Source organism: Actinomadura keratinilytica, assembly GCF_039539665.1.
GTDB classification, from domain to species: domain Bacteria; phylum Actinomycetota; class Actinomycetes; order Streptosporangiales; family Streptosporangiaceae; genus Spirillospora; species Spirillospora keratinilytica.
In genome coordinates this window covers 1-15,613 of record NZ_BAABDO010000143.1, presented here as the reverse complement: position 1 = coordinate 15,613, position 15,613 = coordinate 1, and the positions used below count along the sequence as shown (strand labels likewise).

The window sequence follows — 15,613 nt, the reverse complement described above, 5'->3', positions numbered from 1 at the left end:
CGGGCGCCGGGTGTTGCGCGGTGGGTGCAGTTCAGGCCGCCGGGACACAGCACGAAAGGCACGTGCACGAACGCGTACCGAACCGCGGGGAGGCTCGGGCCCGCCAGGTCGCGCCTGTACGGGCGCAGCAGCCACGCCAGTTCCCGCCCCACCGGGGACTGCCGGCTCCGGTGGCTCACGCCCGGCTGGGCCAGCCCGCGCAGATCCTGCGGCTGGTCGGAGAACACGGCCACGAGCGTCTCGAACCGCGGCGAGTCCACCGGCAGCAGGGCGGGCCAGGTCAGGGGCAGGCCCGGTTCGTAACCGCCGGGGTCGGCGCCGATCGCGCGCTCCTGCCCCGGGAGCAGCTCGATTCCGGAGGGTTCGGCGACGTTCAGGACGCTGATCCGCCCGGCGACGCCGAGGTCGAGCACGTTGGCGTAGACGGGGCGCCCGCCGTCGGCGCCGTTGCGCACCCGGAGCCGGATCCTGTCGCCACCATGCACGACCGGGGCGCCGACGGACAGGTCCGCGGTGCCGCCCACGAGGGACGCGGTGAAGGAGACGGGCACGGTGAGGCGGTCCGCGCCCGGGACCAGCTCGCGCAGCCGCACCGCGTTGCCCAGGTGGGCGATGTCCTCCCGCAGCCGCGCGATCGACGCGGGGTCCGCCGTCCTGGGGGCGGGGTAGAGCGGCAGCCTCGCGGCGTCGCGGAGCAGAAAGCCCGTCTCCTCCAGGGTGATCGTCGCGATCTCGCCGCCCGGCTGCTCCTCCTCGGCGACCCGGACGTCGGGGATGCCGGCCAGCTGCCGTACGAACCGCGCGCGCCGTTCGGCGTCTGCGCATTCCACCCGCACCCGGTGGGCCCTGCGCGCGCTCCGCAGGGGATGGGCCTCCAAACCGTCGGCGAGGGGGCCTCCGTTCGCGGCGGCCAGCCGGGCCGCGTCGCCGTGCACGGCGGTGACGACCGCCAGGGCCGCCCGGCCGGGGTCGAACGGGCGGCCGAGGAGGCCGAGCAGGAACTCGTCCCCGACCTCGAAGCCGTGCAGGGCGGCCCCGTCCAGCCAGGCGAGGCCGCTGCGCGCGTCGATGCGGACGGGATGGGACCGGTGCGCGGGTCTGAGCTCCTCGGTGAAGACGACCCGTCCGGTGGGGCCCGCGGCTTCGGGACGTTGGGCGGCACTGCGCGCCACGACCCGGTGCCGGACCTGCTCGCCCACCGCCTGCCAGGTGCCGCCCGGGTCAGCGCGCAGACAGGACACCAGGGCCGCGGTGAAGAAGCCCAGATGCCCGCCGAACTCGAACGAGTACCCCTCGTAGGCCTCCTCGTTGGGGCTGCACGCCCTCATGCGCACCGCGTGCGGATTGGCGTCGAACCACGGCTCCTCGGGGTGCGCCCGCCGCAGCCGCTCGAACTCCGCGGCCGCGGCCGCCCGGCGGCGCAGCAGCGCCGTCTGCGGCCATTCCTCCTCGACGCCGCGCACGGTCATCCGCCCGGGCAGGGCGCCGCGCGACATCCGCCCGGAGAAGCAGCAGTCCCACAGCGTGGTGACGTTGCGGGTGCGCATCGTCAGCCTCCACTGCAGCACGGACAGCTCCTCCTCCAGCACGCCGCGGAAGTCGTCCGCCGCCGTGTCGGCGATGTCGACCGGGACCACGTACCGGAATTCCGCCTGCGCGCCGCGCCGTACGCCGCCGTGCCCGGAGAAGTAGACGACGGCGGCGTCCCCGGCGCGGGTGTCCTCGATGAGGCTTTCGTACCCCTCCAGGATCCCCGCGCGCGTGGCGTGCCGGCCGACGACGGAACGCACCTCGAAACCCCGCTCCTGGAGCAGGTGCGCGACCAGGGCGGCGTCGTTCCGCGGCCCGCGCAGCGCCCCCGTCGGGCTGGCGATCACCAGTGCCCGCCGTTTCGCGTCAGGTGGCATCGTCGTTCCCTCCGGAGGACGGCTCGGCGTCCATGCCCAGCGCCCTGCGGATGGTACGGCGGACGTTGTGCAGCGACGGCGGGAGGTCCTCCTCGTCCCGCTCCAGAAGGCTCCGCAGCGGATCCTCGTACAGCGACCGCGCCAGTTCGGGGTTGAGCACCTGCAGGCAGGAGCAGACGTGGCCGACGATGAGGTAGCGCGTCTCCTGCAGGGGGCCGTAGTAGTGCATCGCCGTGCGGGCGATGTCGGACAGCAGCACGGTCGCGGCCAAAACCCTGCCGGTGAGGGCGTGCGCGTTCGCGAAATCGATCTGGACGTTCAGGGTGACGGGATGCACCGGCCCCAGGACGTGCCTGCACAGATGCAGCAGTTGCCGCATGGTGTGGAGGTGTTGTTCGGGGTCGCCCTTCAGCCCGGTGGTTCGGTACCCGAGGTGGAGCGACTGCAGCCTTTCGCGGTCCTCATCCGTGTGCGGGGTCGGCAGCGGCCACCGGTCCTGCGGGGGCAGCGGTTCCGCCGGTTCGCGGGACCACCGCATCATCTGCGCGAACCGTCCGACGGCGCTGACGAAGCCCGCGCTGTGCGCGACGTCCTCCAGGTGCCGGAAGAAGTCCTCGTCGGGTTCGGCGCCGCCGCTCCTCCAGGACTGCAGGTACGCGGCGAACGCGTCGAACACGCGGTCGAGTTCGCGCTGCTGGGGGTCCCGCGGCCGGTCCGGGCCGTCGTCGGTGATGAAGTGCTGGAGCACTGCGGTGACGCGCATGAGCTCCTTGCGGTATGTCGGCACCAGGTCCGGCCATCCCTCGGCGACGGCCGCGGGGCGGGTCGGCGCCGCGTGCAGTATGCCCGCGCACAGCTCGATCCGGTTGAGCATGACGCCGTAGTCGTAGTAGCGGCGGCCGTCGCCGATCTCGGCGCCCACCGTGTCCATCAGGTCGCTCAGGGCCCGTCCCATGGACTGGCACGCTTCCACCCAATGGTGGACCGGACGCCGGGGGAAGCCGTCGCGGCTGGGAATGCCCTCCAGCGCGGACTCCAAGAGCTCGATCGACGAGGCGTCGATGTCCAGTTCGCGCAGGCGTTCGGCGGCCCATCCGCCCATGGTCCGCAGCTGGCTGATGTAGTCGTCCGTGAACCCCGCGGAGAGGAAGAGGGGCGCTTCGGTGTAGGCGCAGTACACCGCCTCCAGGTCGTAGCCGAGTTGCAGTTCCCAGGGCGGACGGGCGGCGGGCCGCTGCGGCGGCGGCTGGATGTCGCGGGTCATTGCGCATCACCGAACGGGCGGTGGCCCGGCGCGGCGCCGAAGAGCTGGAAACCCGCCCAGTGGAACGGGTGGGCCGTGGCGGGGGCGGCCGCCAGGGCGTGCTGCGCCTCCCGGAGTGCCGCCGCGGGCGGCGCCATCCGGCCGAGCGCGTCGTAGAAGTGGCGCATGAGCGTCGCGGTGGAGTCGTCGGGCACCGCCCACAGCGGTGCGAGCACGCCGCGGGCCCCGGCGGCCAGGAACGCGCCGGGGAACCCGACGTACTCGCCGCCGGACAGCGCGCGGCCGGTGCCTCCGTGGCAGGCCGCCAGCACGACAAGCCGCGCGTTCAGCTCGTACCGCGCCAGGTCGCCCTGCCACAGCACCTCGGGGTCGTGCGGCGGACCGGCGATGTGCAGGGCGGAGAAGTCGGGGTGGTCCGCGAAGAAGGTGCCGTGGCAGGCGAGATGGGCGACGTCCGCGTCGGCGAGGTTCGCCATCACCGAGTGGTAGCGGAGCACGTCCCCGAACACGGTGAAGGAGTCGGCGAACATGCTCGCGGCGTGGTCCATCTCCGCCCGGGCGTGGGGCAGGCTGCCGTCGGGATCTCCGAAGCCGACGAACCGCTCGAAGGCGCGTTGCAGCCTCGGCGCCGTCAGCTGGCGTGCCAGCAGGGTGAGGCTGGGGACGTAGCTGACGTCGCGGGTCTCGGCCAGGCCGACGGGGCCGAGCGCGCCGAGGGGCACCTGCCACAGCGGCCCGTGCGGCACGAGGAACAGCCGGCTTCCTTGGGGAACGTGGTCGGCGACCGGCCGGACGACGTGCTCGGCCAGCCAGGCGACCGCGTCCCGGCCGGCCGGCGAGGAGTCGGCCGGATCCGACAGGTGCGCCAGCGCGCGCGAGACGGCCTCGTCGACGTCGCGGGCCGGGAAGCGGCCGATCACGCGGCACTCGTCGCGGGCGATGAGGAAGATCGCGCCCGTCGCGCCGTACACGACCGCCCGCTGGCCGTCGGCGAGGACGGTGCGGAACGAGCGCACCGGCACGGGCGGCGGCGCCGTGGCCGGGCCCGGCGTGGCCGCCAGCAGGTCCTGCTCCTGGCGGTCCCGCCTCTTGCGCTGCTGCTCGAACGCCAGCGCGAGGAGCCGGCGGTTGTGCGCCGTGGGGGACGCCAGGTAGCGCCCGAAGAGCCGCCGCACCCCCTCGGGCCGCGCGTCCTCCCACGTCCGCGGATGCCACTGCCGCCACATCCGGTGCATCTCGCTTCGCGCCAGCAGGGCGCGGCTGCTGTTGAGCTCGTTGTAGTCGACGGCCTGTTCGGCGGTGCCCAGGCTCTCGGCGCACAGCATCGCCGCCCAGTAAGCGCCCTGGTAGACGTCCGACAACTCCCGCTGGAGGACCGGCGAGCGCGCGTACCTGCGCTTCTCCTCCACCTGCTCGACCACCCGGGCGAGCCGGTCGGCGGCCGCCTCGCTGGGGCCGTTGGCGGCCACGTCGAGCGTCGCGAGCCCGGCTTCGACGACGCCCCCCTCCTCGGCGTCCGCGGGCAGCCGGCCCTCGAACACCGCCAGCTTCTCCGCGCACACCCTCCCGTAGAAGTCGGCCTGCTCGCCGAGCAGCGCGGCCGACTCGACGCACCACCGCAGCCCCGCCTTCCGCTCGCCGGGGTCGGCCGAGGTCATCGCGTCCGAGTAGACCCGCCACCAGCGGGCTTGATCTCGATCGAGCCGCGCCAGGCGGTCGAGCGCCTTGTCCAGGTCCGGCCGGTCGGCGGTGTCGGTGAGCACAGTGATCATCGCGACGACCGCCTCGCACTCGCCCTCCGGGGCGCCCGCCCGCCGGTAGGCGTCCGCGGCGCGGCGCGCGTGCTCCAGCATCGCTTCGTGGCTGCCCGGCGCGGGCCAGGCCGTACGCATGACGAGGGTGAACAGCCCGATGTGCGCGCTGCCCTCGACGGCCCCGTCGCCCTCCTCGCGGGCCTTGCGGACGGCGTCGTGGAAGGTCTTCCGGGCCGCTTCGATCCGGCCCTGGTCACGCAGGGTGCGCGCCAGATCGTCGAGTTGGGCCGCACTGCGCGGCAGCAGGGAGTCGGCGACCGCCCTGGTGCGCTCGGCGGCCCCGGGCGGTTCCGCCGGCAGGCCGTCGATGCCGACCTCGCCGGCGCGCACCAATTTGATCATTTCCCGGTGGGACTCGAAGAACGCGATGTGCGACGGATCGGCCCCGAGTCGCGAGCGGACCAGGTCGGTGCAGTGGTCCAGGAACCGTTCCGCCTCGTGGCCGAGCAGCTCCGGCCGATCGCTGATCATCCGGTATTTGGCGCGCGGGCTGCGCTCGGTCACCAGCGCCAGCACGGCGTCGCGCACCTGCTCGCCGATGCCGTCGCCGATCCGCGCCGGCAGATTCCACGCCGCGTTGACGACCGTCGTCACATAGTCCGTCGCCCAGGCCAGATGCTCGGCGGACTCGCTGTCGTCGCCGGCGGACACCGACTCCCCTTTCCCCGTCGAGGGGTAATCGCCGGTCGCCGACCGGCGTTACCGGATGTGTCCGGTGGCGGCCGCTGCGATTGAGCCCGCGGCGGGACGGCTACGGCACTCGTGTGCCTTCGGACGAGCATTACGCGCGGTTGCGGAACCGGGCCGACGCCGCCGTCGCGGACGGCAGTGCCGATGCGCCGCGCCTGGCCGCCGACGCCGTCGCCTGGTGCCGCAGGCATCTGGCGGCCGACGATCCGGAACTGGCGTGGGCGCTCGTGCGGCAGGCGCAGACCGTCCCGGACCAGGTCGTCGAGACCGGCGGCCGCGTCACCTACCGGTTCGTCCTCCTCTTCGAAGAGGCCCTCGGCATCCTGCGCAAGGCGCACGGCCCGCGCAGCGAGCCCGTCGCCGACGCCCTGGCGTCCTTCGCCGGCCTGCTGAGCCCCCGGGACCCCGTGGCGGCGGTCGCGCCGCTGCGCGAGCGGCTCACCGTCCTGCGCAGCCTGCGCGGACCGGCGCCCCCGGATGTGGGGGCGGCCGCGTGCGTGCTCGCGCAGGCCCTGTCGCATGCCGCCCAGACGCTGCGCAACGAAGCGGCGGCGCAGTACCGGGCCTCCCTGGACGTGTGGGCGCGGCAGCCGGCGAGCCCGTGGACGGCGGCGGCCTGGTCCGGATGGGGCGAGCTGGCGGCGGGCGCAGGCGACCTCGACACCGCCGACCACGCCTACCGGCAGGCCGTCGAGGTGGCCAGGAACCTGGCGTCCGGACCCGACCCCGCGCTCGCCCGGCACCTGCCGGCGCTGGCCGGCATCGCCGTCCGGCGGGGCCGTCCGGACGAGGCCGTGCCGCTGTGGGAGGAGGCGCTGTCGGTGCAGCGCGCCGTGTCCGGGGACGCCGATCCGGGCGTCGCGGCGACATGGTTCTCCCTCAGCCTGGCCACGGCCGGGGCGCGCTCGCTGGAGGCGTCGCGGGAGGCGCTGCGCGCCGCCGGGGCCTGGCTGGAGACCGGCGCCGCCGCGGACCTGGACGACCGGCGGCGCCTCGCCGTCCTGGCGGACCCGCTCCGGTACGCCGACCGGCACCTGGCGCAGCTGGCCGAGCTCGGCTCGGACGCCGCCGAGGCGGTGGAGGCGGCCGCGTGGCGGCGCCGGCTCCCCGACCTGGTGTCGCGGCCGTGGCGGCTGTCACCGGCCCGCCCCCCCGGACGAACGCGACCTGGGCGCCGTGCTGTCGGAGATCGCCACACGGCACCAGGAGCGGTACCAGACGGCCCGCACCGACCGCGGCGCCGACGCGTCCGGCAGACGCTTCATCGGGCACGCTGCGTCTGCGGCAGCTGCGCGCCAGGCGCGCGGAACTGGAGGCGCGGCTGCGCCGCGAGGCCGCGGTCGGCCGGGCGGCGCGGCCGCTGGCGTCCGGGACGCTCGACGCGGTGCGCGGAACCCTCACCGACGACGAACGGTTCGTCGACATCCTCCGGGCGGGCGCCGTGTACGTCGCGACCGTCGTCGCGCCGGGTGCCAAGCCGCCCGCGGTGGTCGGGCTGGGGGACGCGGCCCTCATCGATCAGGCCGCGCTGCTGGCGCGGGCGGCGATGGAGGGCCCGGGCAGGGCGGCGGCGTTCCGGGACATCACCCCGCCGACGCGTGTGCAGGCCGGTGCGGACGCCGCCGACACGCTGGCGCGGCTGGTCGTCGAGCCGCTGCTGCCCCACCTGGACGGCTGCCGAAGGCTGCGGATCGCCGTGGACGGGGCGCTGCTGCACGTACCGCTCGGCGTGCTCCCCGCCGGTTCCGCGCCGCTGCTCGCCTCCTGCGCCGTCGACTACGTGACGGGGGCCGACGCATTGGCGGACACCGACCGGACCGACGCCGCCGGACCCGGACCCGACGTCGTCCTGGCCGCCCCCGACTACGACCTGGGCAGGACGGGACCCGCAGGACCGGACGCCCTGTCCCCGCCGCTCGACGGCACGGCCGGGGAAGCCGTCGGCACCGCCGGACTGAGACCGGACGCGATCGTGCTGACCGGCGCGGACGCGCTGAAGGCCCGGCTCCGCGGCGTCCGCTCGCCGCGCGTGCTGCACCTGGCGACCCACGGCTACACGCTCGCCGACGCCGACCCCCGCGAACTGCACCGCACCGATCAGCGGCTGCGCGGGACGGAGAGCGAGCTCGCCGGCCGCTACGGCAACATCGCCCGCGAGCCCGACCTGCGCAGCGGTCTGGCGCTCGCCGGCGCCAACACCTGGCTGGAGCACGGCGACCCGGGCCCGGAGGCCGAGACGGGCCTGCTCACCGTGGCCGACGTGGTCGGCCTCGATCTCGCCACGACCGAGCTGGTGGTGCTGTCCGCCTGCGACACCGGGATCGGCGAGGTCATCGCACCCGACGGCCACATGAGCCTGCGGGCGGCGTTCCTGCGCGCAGGTGCGCGAGCGGTGGTGGCGAGCCTGTGGAAGGTGCCGGATGAGCCGACCCGCGACCTGATGGTGAGGTTCTACGAGCTGCTCGGCCAGGGCCACGGCCCGTCCGACGCGCTGCGCACCGTCCAGTTGGAGCGCCACGCGGCTGGTGACCCGGTACTGGACTGGGGCGCCTTCGTCTGCTACGCACGTTCGTCCGCAGTGCTCCGGCCTTCAGACCCGGGGTGAAGCGGACCCTCCCGCGTAGCGGGGCGAGGAAAAGCGGATCACCCCGGGCGGTCCGGCGTCTGCCCGGCTCAGACCAGGCGGGATGTACTGACGCCGGACGCTGATCAGCGCTCCGCCCACGCTCCCAGCGAAGTAGGAGCCCGACCAGAGCACACCCACCCTCAGCGCAAAGCGCGAGCTCCACCACCGCGCCCTGACACATTGCGCCGGCAGTCCCGTCCTGGCACCTCGACGGCCGAGGACTCGGGCGCCTTCCTGCTCTCAGCGGACATGAACCGTTCGCGCCCCTGCCTCCACCGCCCGCGCCCACCGCTGCGGACGCCGAACGCGGACGGGCCGCGCCAGAAACCGACGCGAACGCCGTCGCAGACCACCTCGACGAAGTCGCCCATCCTGACCTCGCGGGGATGCACCGCGCACGGCTCGGCGGCCGGATGCACGGCGCCGCAGACGCCGGGCCCGGTTCCCGTTGCCCAGCTTGCCCGGTACCTCACTGCGGCGCGCAGCGGTCGTCGGCCGCTCCTTCCCTGCGGGGCCGGGGAGGCGGCCGGTCGATGTCGACGGCGAAGAGCATGCGCTCCGTCCTCCTCAGGCTCCTGCCGGAAGAGCCGCCTCGACCAGGGGGCCTGGGAACTCGCGGCCTCCCCGTCCCGCCGGAGGCGACGCTCCCGCACTGCGGTCTGGCCCTCAACCGTCCGCCCGCGGGATTTTCAAGATCTTTTCCCGTGGAAAACATCTTGAAAATCCCTTGTCTCCCGGTTGACGTCCACCCCTCAGCGCGGGGAGCCGGCCCCGTCGGGACGGGGAGAACCGCAAGCCCCCAGGCCGCCGACCGAGGCGGCCGCCCCTCCCGGCAGGAGCCAGAGGAGGACTCATGGACAACCGCTTCACCGTCAACATCGCCGGCCGTCTCGCCCGTGACCCCGAGCTGAAGTCCTACGACTGGGGCGTGCGCTGCGAGCTGCAGATCCTGGTCATCCTGCGCAAGGTCAACCGGGACGGCGACGTCTACTCCGCCGAGCGGACCATCCGGGTGACCACCCTGGACACGAGCCTGGCCGGCCGCATCGCCCGCGAGTTCAAGATGGGCGACCGCGTCGAGGTGGTCTGCGACGACATCCGCCCCGGGCGGATCTGGTACGACCCATCCGCGTTCGACCCCCAGACCGGTGAGCGCGGCCGGTGGAAGCAGGGCCGCGAGCGGTTCATCATCGCCGAGATCAAGAAGGCACCCAAGCCCAAGGCGGCCGCCAAGGATAAGACAGCCGACGCGGCGCGCCAGGCCGAGGTCGAGGTGCTGAACGGAGTCACCGGCTGACCCGCTGGGCGCCTCGGGGGCACCGCCCCCGAGGCGCCAACCCCCGCATTGCTCCAAAGTCACTGCGGAAAGGAGCAGCCCAGCCTGTCCGGAGCATCCCTGCGTACGTGGGGCCGACGGGTCGGTATCGCTCCCGTCTCGCAGCCGCAGCGGACCATCCCCGCGTGCGCGGGGCCGATGGGGGCAGGCGTACGCGCAGGGCATATCGCCTGGGACCATCCCCGCGTGCGCGGGGCCGACTCCACGGTGGTGACGGCGGAGAACAACGGCTCGGGACCATCCCCGCGTGCGCGGGGCCGACGACCGCGCGGCGGGCGCTGCGGGACTCCGGCGGGGACCATCCCCGCGTGCGCGGGGCCGACGACGGCTCGGCGCCGTTCACGCTGGCGCAACAGGGACCATCCCCGCGTGCGCGGGGCCGACGTCGGCGGCCCGGCGATTCAGCGGGCGCTCAGAGGACCATCCCCGCGTGCGCGGGGCCGACGACGACGTGCTCAAGTCCCGTGCCCACCGGCGGGGACCATCCCCGCGTGCGCGGGGCCGACGCCGTCGAGCGGCAGGAGGCCGACTGCCGGGCGGGACCATCCCCGCGTGCGCGGGGCCGACGGGGGGTTACCGGCCCCCTGTCCAGCGGTCGCGGGACCATCCCCGCGTGCGCGGGGCCGACACTTGCTGACCTGGGAGTCTATAGCGGGGAAGCCGAGTTTTCATTTAGTTGGATTTGCGAACGGACCATGCGTGGCGACCTCACCGCGTGCTTCCGCTGTGGGCCTTGAAGACCGTCGCTGAGCTGCAAAAGGTACAGCTCCCTGACGGCGCGGGTTCGCGGACGGGGCTGGTGGGCACCGCGTGCATCTGCCGGGAGGTGACGTGCATTCAGGTGGCCGTCCGGTGATCCGGACAGGGGGCGGGTCCGTACCCGCCCCCACCCGGGAGTCCGAGCAGTTCGGCTCGCATGAGGGAACTGATGCATCCCACCGCCACCACACCGCACGACCACGCGACCGGCATCGTCTTCGCCTGCCGCGCCGACAAGTTCTGCGGCGGTTCGACCACGAACATGGGCGGGGCGGCTTCTGCCCCTTGCAGTGCAGCCAGGGCTGCTTGTCGTCGGTGCGGCCGGGCTCGACGACTCGTCGGCGAGCTGACGGCAGGCTGGGCCGGCTCACGAGACCATCGAGAGCCGGCCAGCCTGGTCCGCCTGTGATCGGCATGCCCCTTCTTCCTCGGCCCTGCGCACTGGAGTCGCCGCGCCGCCCGGCAATGGCGGACAGCACCCCGAGCACCTCCCAGGAGAAGGCGGGGCGAAGGAGAGGGAAGGGACGGTGAGGAGGGAGGAAGGAGGCGGCGCCGACGACTATGTCGTCGCAGATGCGTCCTCGGCCGATGGCCCGCTGGTCTTGACGGATGCCGAGCGGGCCTTGCCGCGAGGGCGGCCTCGCGGCCGCCGGGTCGGTTCGGGGAATCCCAGCTTGCCCAGCTGCTCGGACGTCCATCCCACGCGCAACGCAGCGGCGTGCTCGGCGCCGTACTGGCGTTCGACCTCCTGCAGTTCGCTCAGCAACTCCTGCCGGCGCTGATGGAGTGCGGTGAGGGCGCGGACGGCCTTCATCTTGCCCTCGACGTCGAGTACGGCCAGCGCGGCTGCCTCGATTGCTTCCAAATCAGCGGTCATAGACGGTGACCATAGAATGATCTTGCTGGTGAAGGAAGTCGGCTTTGTTCTCGCCTCGGGGCTGCGACATGCCGTGCTGGTGGATGGGGCCGCAAGAAACCCGCCTACTGCGGCACACCGCGACGCTCCATTGCTCGTCGGCGGTGCGGCCCACCAGCCGACCAAGAGATCTATTTCACGATCGCACGTAGGTTGATCTTGATGGAGCAAGAGATATGAAAAGTCAGACTTGTCTTCCCGTCGAGGTCGCTTTCGGTGCGAGGCCATGATCTGCGTCGCACACGTCGCGGGCGCCGGGAGGTGATTTTCCGGACGTGACGTCGGCAATTTCAAGGCGTCGACGGCACGACGCCGTGAAGCGGCCGCACCGTGTCGGACCGGTGCGTTTCAGCGACCAGGAGATGGCTGCGGTCACCGCGGCGGCGAGCCGCGCGGGTGTGGCGCCGGCCGCCTACGTCGCCGAGAAAGCGGTGGCGGTGGCCCGCGGTGAACTCGCGCCGCTGCCCGCCGACGAGCGAGAGCGGCTGCGGATCCTCCTCATCACCCGCGAGCAGCTGCAGCAGATCGGCGCCACCCTGGATCGGATCGCAGCGGCCTCGCCCTCCAACGCAACCGAGAAGTTGGCGGCAACGCTCGAGCAGGTCGAGCAGACGGTGCGGCGCCTGGACGAGACCGTCGCCGGGCTGTTGCGACGGCAGGAGGGCCGATGATCGGGAAGGTGATCCGAGGCGACAGGGCCGACGGACTACTGCGCTACCTCTACGGGCCTGGTGCCGACGAAGAGCATCGCGATCCGCACCTGGTCGCCTCTTGGAGCGGCCAAGAGGACGACCCCGCCCGTGTCGGTGAGTCGGAACTGCGGCGGCTGGCCGCCCTCCTGGAGCAGCCCGTGCGTGTGCTGGAGCACGAACGGGGCCGCCGGGTGAACGATCCGGTGTGGCATTACCCGGTGCGGGCGGCACCGACCGACCGGCTGCTGTCCGATGGGCAATGGGCCGACATCGCCCGCCGGATCGTCGCCGCCGCAGGAATCGCCCAACCCGGCGATATCGGAGCGTGCCGGTGGATCGCCGTACGGCACGCCGAAGACCACATCCACATCGTGGCGACCCTGGCCCGCGTGGACGGAGCGCCGTTCGACCACCACAACGACGCGCTGCGCGTCCGGGCGGAAATATTGCGGATCGAACGCGAGTACGGACTGCGTCCCACCGCACCGGCCGACCGCACCGCGCGACGTCCCCCATCCCGCAAGGAACTCGGCAAGGCCAGACGACTCGGTATGGACGTCCCAGTACGTGAGGCACTGCAACGCCATGTCCGGGACGCGGCGATCGCGGCCCGCAGCGAACGCGAGTTCTTCGCCCTCCTGGAAGCCAAAGGCCTGCGCGTCCGGCAGAACCTCAACTCGACCGGAGACATCGTCGGATACGCCGTGGCGATGCCCGGCGACCGCAACGCCACAGGCGAGCCGATCTGGTACTCGGGGGCCAAACTGGCTCCCGATCTGTCACTGCCGCGCGTCCGGGCCCGGATACGTGAGCACGCCCAGGCCGTCGCCGCACGAAAACCGTCCGGACATGCTGGGACGGCAGCCTCACCGGAACAACATGCGCAGGCGTGGGAACGGGCCGCCGCCGCGGTCCACCAGGCGGCGCGCGTGCTGCCCGGTGCCGACGACGCCGACGGGGCCGCCATCTTGGCCGCGTTGACCGACATGCTGTCGGCCGCCGCTGAACGCGCTCCGGCCACCGTCCGCCCGCAACTGCAGGCGGCGGCGCGCGCCTTCGAACGCGCCGGCCTGGCACCGAAATTCGAGCGGCACGCCCGTCAGGCCGCAGCCGACCTCCGCATCGCGGCCCAAGGACTCACCGCCGCGGGACGGGCTCTGGCCAGTGGCCGCGACGCCGCTGCGGTGTTCGTGTTCATCGCCTCCGCCATCGCCGCGACCGTGGCCGCCTATCACTGGTACCGGGCGCGGGGATGGAACCTCCAGGCCGAGGCCGCCCAACTCGCCAACGCCCATCTGCGAACCGCGCTCGGACTGAAAACCGTCAACGACTCCCCCGCGGCGCCCTATGACTCCGAGGCCGCGCACCGACCGCAGTTGCGCGACGCGGTACGCGCGGCGCTCGGCGGCCGCGCCGAGGAAGTGCTGAACGATCCGGCCTGGCCCGCACTGGCAGCGGTCCTCCGGCAGGCCGAACAGGCCGGACACCCGGCCGCCACCGTCCTCGCCGAGGTCGCAGCGGAACGTTCGCTGCGCGACGCTGACTCGGTAGCGGCAGTGTTGACGTGGCGGGTGCAACGGTGGCTGACGCGCACCGCCTCGTCAGACTCGACCACCGATACGGCGGCAGATCAGCAGATCGTCCAGCCACGCGCGGAGCAGGGGCAGCCAACTGCCGGTGAGCGACACAGCACTGCTGCCCAGCCGCCAGAAAATGCACCTGAGCGACATGACAAACCCAACGAGTCGGCTGTGCAGCGAGACGAGCGGAGCGACGACCCGGCTGCCAGACCTGAGCGTCTCATCCAGGCCGCGGTCCGCTACGCCCAGGCCGTCCGCGCTGTGGCGGGCCGGGACGCGGATGCGGTACTCAACGACCCCGCGTGGACGGTGCTGATCGGTGTGCTCCAGGACGCTGAGGCGGCCGGGTACACAGCGGAGCATGTCCTGTCCCAGGCCACTCGAGCCGCGCAGGGACATCAAGAGGGCCAGCAGAGGAAAGAGCAATCAGGACAAGGAGAAGAGGGACAGAAGCAGGCGCAAGCAGGTGTTCCTCAGTCAGCGGCCGCCGTACTGGCCTGGGGCGTGCGGCAGTACCTGACAAGTGCGCAACAGCAGCGTCCGAAACCACCACCCCCGACACCGCCATCGGCTCAGAGACACCAGCGCAGCGCACGTTCCCCGAGTCGAGGACCCAGCCGACGCGGCCGCTGACCACACCGTCTGCAGGGCGGCAGTCCGGTCCCTTGGCCGTAGCTCTGACGTGAACAGCAGAGCCCGAACCCCCCGCGTGCGGGGTCGACCCATACGGCCCAGCCGTACCCGGCGCTGTCGAGGGACCATCCCCGCGTGCGCGGGGCCGACGGTTCCCGAACGAGATCAAGGCGGGCGGGCTCAGGACCATCCCCGCGTGCGCGGGGCCGACGCCGCTGAAGACCGCGACCAGCTTCCAAAAGCAGGACCATCCCCGCGTGCGCGGGGCCGACCCCACGATCCCGTCCACCGCCAGCCCCTTCTCCGGACCATCCCCGCGTGCGCGGGGCCGACGCAACAGGTCAGTAGCCCCTTCCCCTGTGGTGAGGACCATCCCCGCGTGCGCGGGGCCGACCTCGGCCCTCGCAGGGTCCGCCCATGGGTTCTCGGACCATCCCCGCGTGCGCGGGGCCGACGACTACTACACCGCCCGCGACCTCGCCCGCCTGGGACCATCCCCGCGTGCGCGGGGCCGACTCCGGGCAGGCTGTGGGCGCCCTCCGGGCACTGGGACCATCCCCGCGTGCGCGGGGCCGACTGAGCTGTCCATCGAGAAGCCCGCGAGGCCCGGGGACCATCCCCGCGTGCGCGGGGCCGACGGCGGTGCGCCGGTACCGGTCCAGCACGCGCCGGGACCATCCCCGCGTGCGCGGGGCCGACGCGGGGCACGGCCACGATCTGCCCCCGGACGAGCGGACCATCCCCGCGTGCGCGGGGCCGACCGGACCACCGGGATCAGCCACCCCAGGACCGTGGGACCATCCCCGCGTGCGCGGGGCCGACGGGCTGGGCGGTGCGCGCGGGTGCGGGTGTCTAGGACCATCCCCGCGTGCGCGGGGCCGACACCCTCCGCAGTGGGTTTCTCCTCAGCCGGGAGGGACCATCCCCGCGTGCGCGGGGCCGACACGATGCCGACCCACTCCTCGGCGGTCACCGTGGGACCATCCCCGCGTGCGCGGGGCCGACGGTCAGGCCGAGCCGCTCGCGGATGATCTTGAAGGACCATCCCCGCGTGCGCGGGGCCGACGCGACCATGAGCCTGCGCGGCCCGTTCCCTTGGGGACCATCCCCGCGTGCGCGGGGCCGACGCAAGTTCTCCACCCTCCTCACGCTGTCCCTGCGGACCATCCCCGCGTGCGCGGGGCCGACTCTGTGAAGCCTGCGGGGCTGAGACAGAGGAACGGACCATCCCCGCGTGCGCGGGGCCGACTTTCCGGATCGGACAGCAGGCGGCGGCGCGCTAGGACCATCCCCGCGTGCGCGGGGCCGACGAACCGTCGAAGCCCATGTCGGCAAGCAGCGCCGGACCATCCCCGCGTGCGCGGGGCCGACACTTGCTGACCTGCGAGTCTATAGC

8 protein-coding genes, 1 pseudogene and 2 CRISPR repeat arrays are annotated in these 15,613 nt (G+C 73.2%); of the genes and pseudogenes, 4 read left to right on the top strand and 5 right to left on the bottom strand.

What is annotated here, in order from left to right; genetic code table 11:
* The 3 genes from ABD879_RS28960 to ABD879_RS28950 all read right to left on the bottom strand — a co-directional run.
* A partial coding sequence (locus ABD879_RS28960) for a caspase family protein (RefSeq protein ID WP_345024860.1) occupies window positions 1–1,907 on the bottom strand: 1,907 nt, incomplete at its 3' end.
* Entirely contained in the window at window positions 1,897–3,171 is a 1,275-nt protein-coding gene (locus ABD879_RS28955) for a hypothetical protein (RefSeq protein WP_345024858.1), read from the bottom strand. The genes ABD879_RS28960 and ABD879_RS28955, both read right to left, overlap by 11 nt.
* Entirely contained in the window at window positions 3,168–5,636 is a 2,469-nt protein-coding gene (locus ABD879_RS28950) for a CHAT domain-containing protein (RefSeq protein WP_345024857.1), read from the bottom strand. Before ABD879_RS28950 ends, ABD879_RS28955 begins: the two co-directional genes overlap by 4 nt.
* 1,423 nt (window positions 5,637–7,059) lie before the next feature.
* On the opposite strand from ABD879_RS28950, the gene ABD879_RS28945 reads away from it, so the two are divergent.
* Window positions 7,060–8,280 (top strand): CHAT domain-containing protein, encoded by a 1,221-nt coding sequence (locus tag ABD879_RS28945; RefSeq protein ID WP_345024856.1) that lies wholly within the window; start codon window positions 7,060–7,062, stop codon window positions 8,278–8,280.
* An 81-nt stretch (window positions 8,281–8,361) separates the two neighbouring features.
* On the opposite strand, the pseudogene ABD879_RS33060 reads toward ABD879_RS28945, so the two are convergent.
* Window positions 8,362–8,454, bottom strand: a pseudogene (locus ABD879_RS33060) (IS200/IS605 family transposase); the annotation flags it as partial.
* A gap of 700 nt (window positions 8,455–9,154) precedes the next feature.
* Here ABD879_RS33060 and ABD879_RS28940 point away from each other — a divergent pair.
* Complete coding sequence (locus tag ABD879_RS28940) at window positions 9,155–9,598, top strand: hypothetical protein (protein ID WP_345024854.1); 444 nt, start codon at window positions 9,155–9,157, stop codon at window positions 9,596–9,598.
* 90 nt (window positions 9,599–9,688) lie between these two features.
* Window positions 9,689–10,266: a CRISPR direct-repeat array (repeat unit 29 nt; unit sequence GGACCATCCCCGCGTGCGCGGGGCCGACG).
* Between the two features lie 689 nt (window positions 10,267–10,955).
* Here ABD879_RS28940 and ABD879_RS28935 read toward each other — a convergent pair.
* Complete coding sequence (locus tag ABD879_RS28935; RefSeq protein WP_345024852.1) at window positions 10,956–11,273, bottom strand: hypothetical protein; 318 nt, start codon at window positions 11,271–11,273, stop codon at window positions 10,956–10,958.
* 380 nt (window positions 11,274–11,653) lie between these two features.
* Between ABD879_RS28935 and ABD879_RS28930 the strand changes: the two genes are divergently transcribed.
* Window positions 11,654–11,983 (top strand): hypothetical protein, encoded by a 330-nt coding sequence (locus tag ABD879_RS28930; protein ID WP_345024851.1) that lies wholly within the window; start codon window positions 11,654–11,656, stop codon window positions 11,981–11,983.
* The gene (locus ABD879_RS28925) at window positions 11,980–14,217 is read left to right on the top strand and encodes a relaxase/mobilization nuclease domain-containing protein (protein ID WP_345024849.1); all 2,238 of its coding nucleotides are present in this window, start codon (window positions 11,980–11,982) and stop codon (window positions 14,215–14,217) included. The genes ABD879_RS28930 and ABD879_RS28925 overlap by 4 nt, the downstream gene beginning before the upstream one ends.
* A gap of 122 nt (window positions 14,218–14,339) precedes the next feature.
* Window positions 14,340–15,588: a CRISPR direct-repeat array (repeat unit 28 nt; unit sequence GGACCATCCCCGCGTGCGCGGGGCCGAC).
* Window positions 15,589–15,613 lie beyond the last annotated feature (25 nt).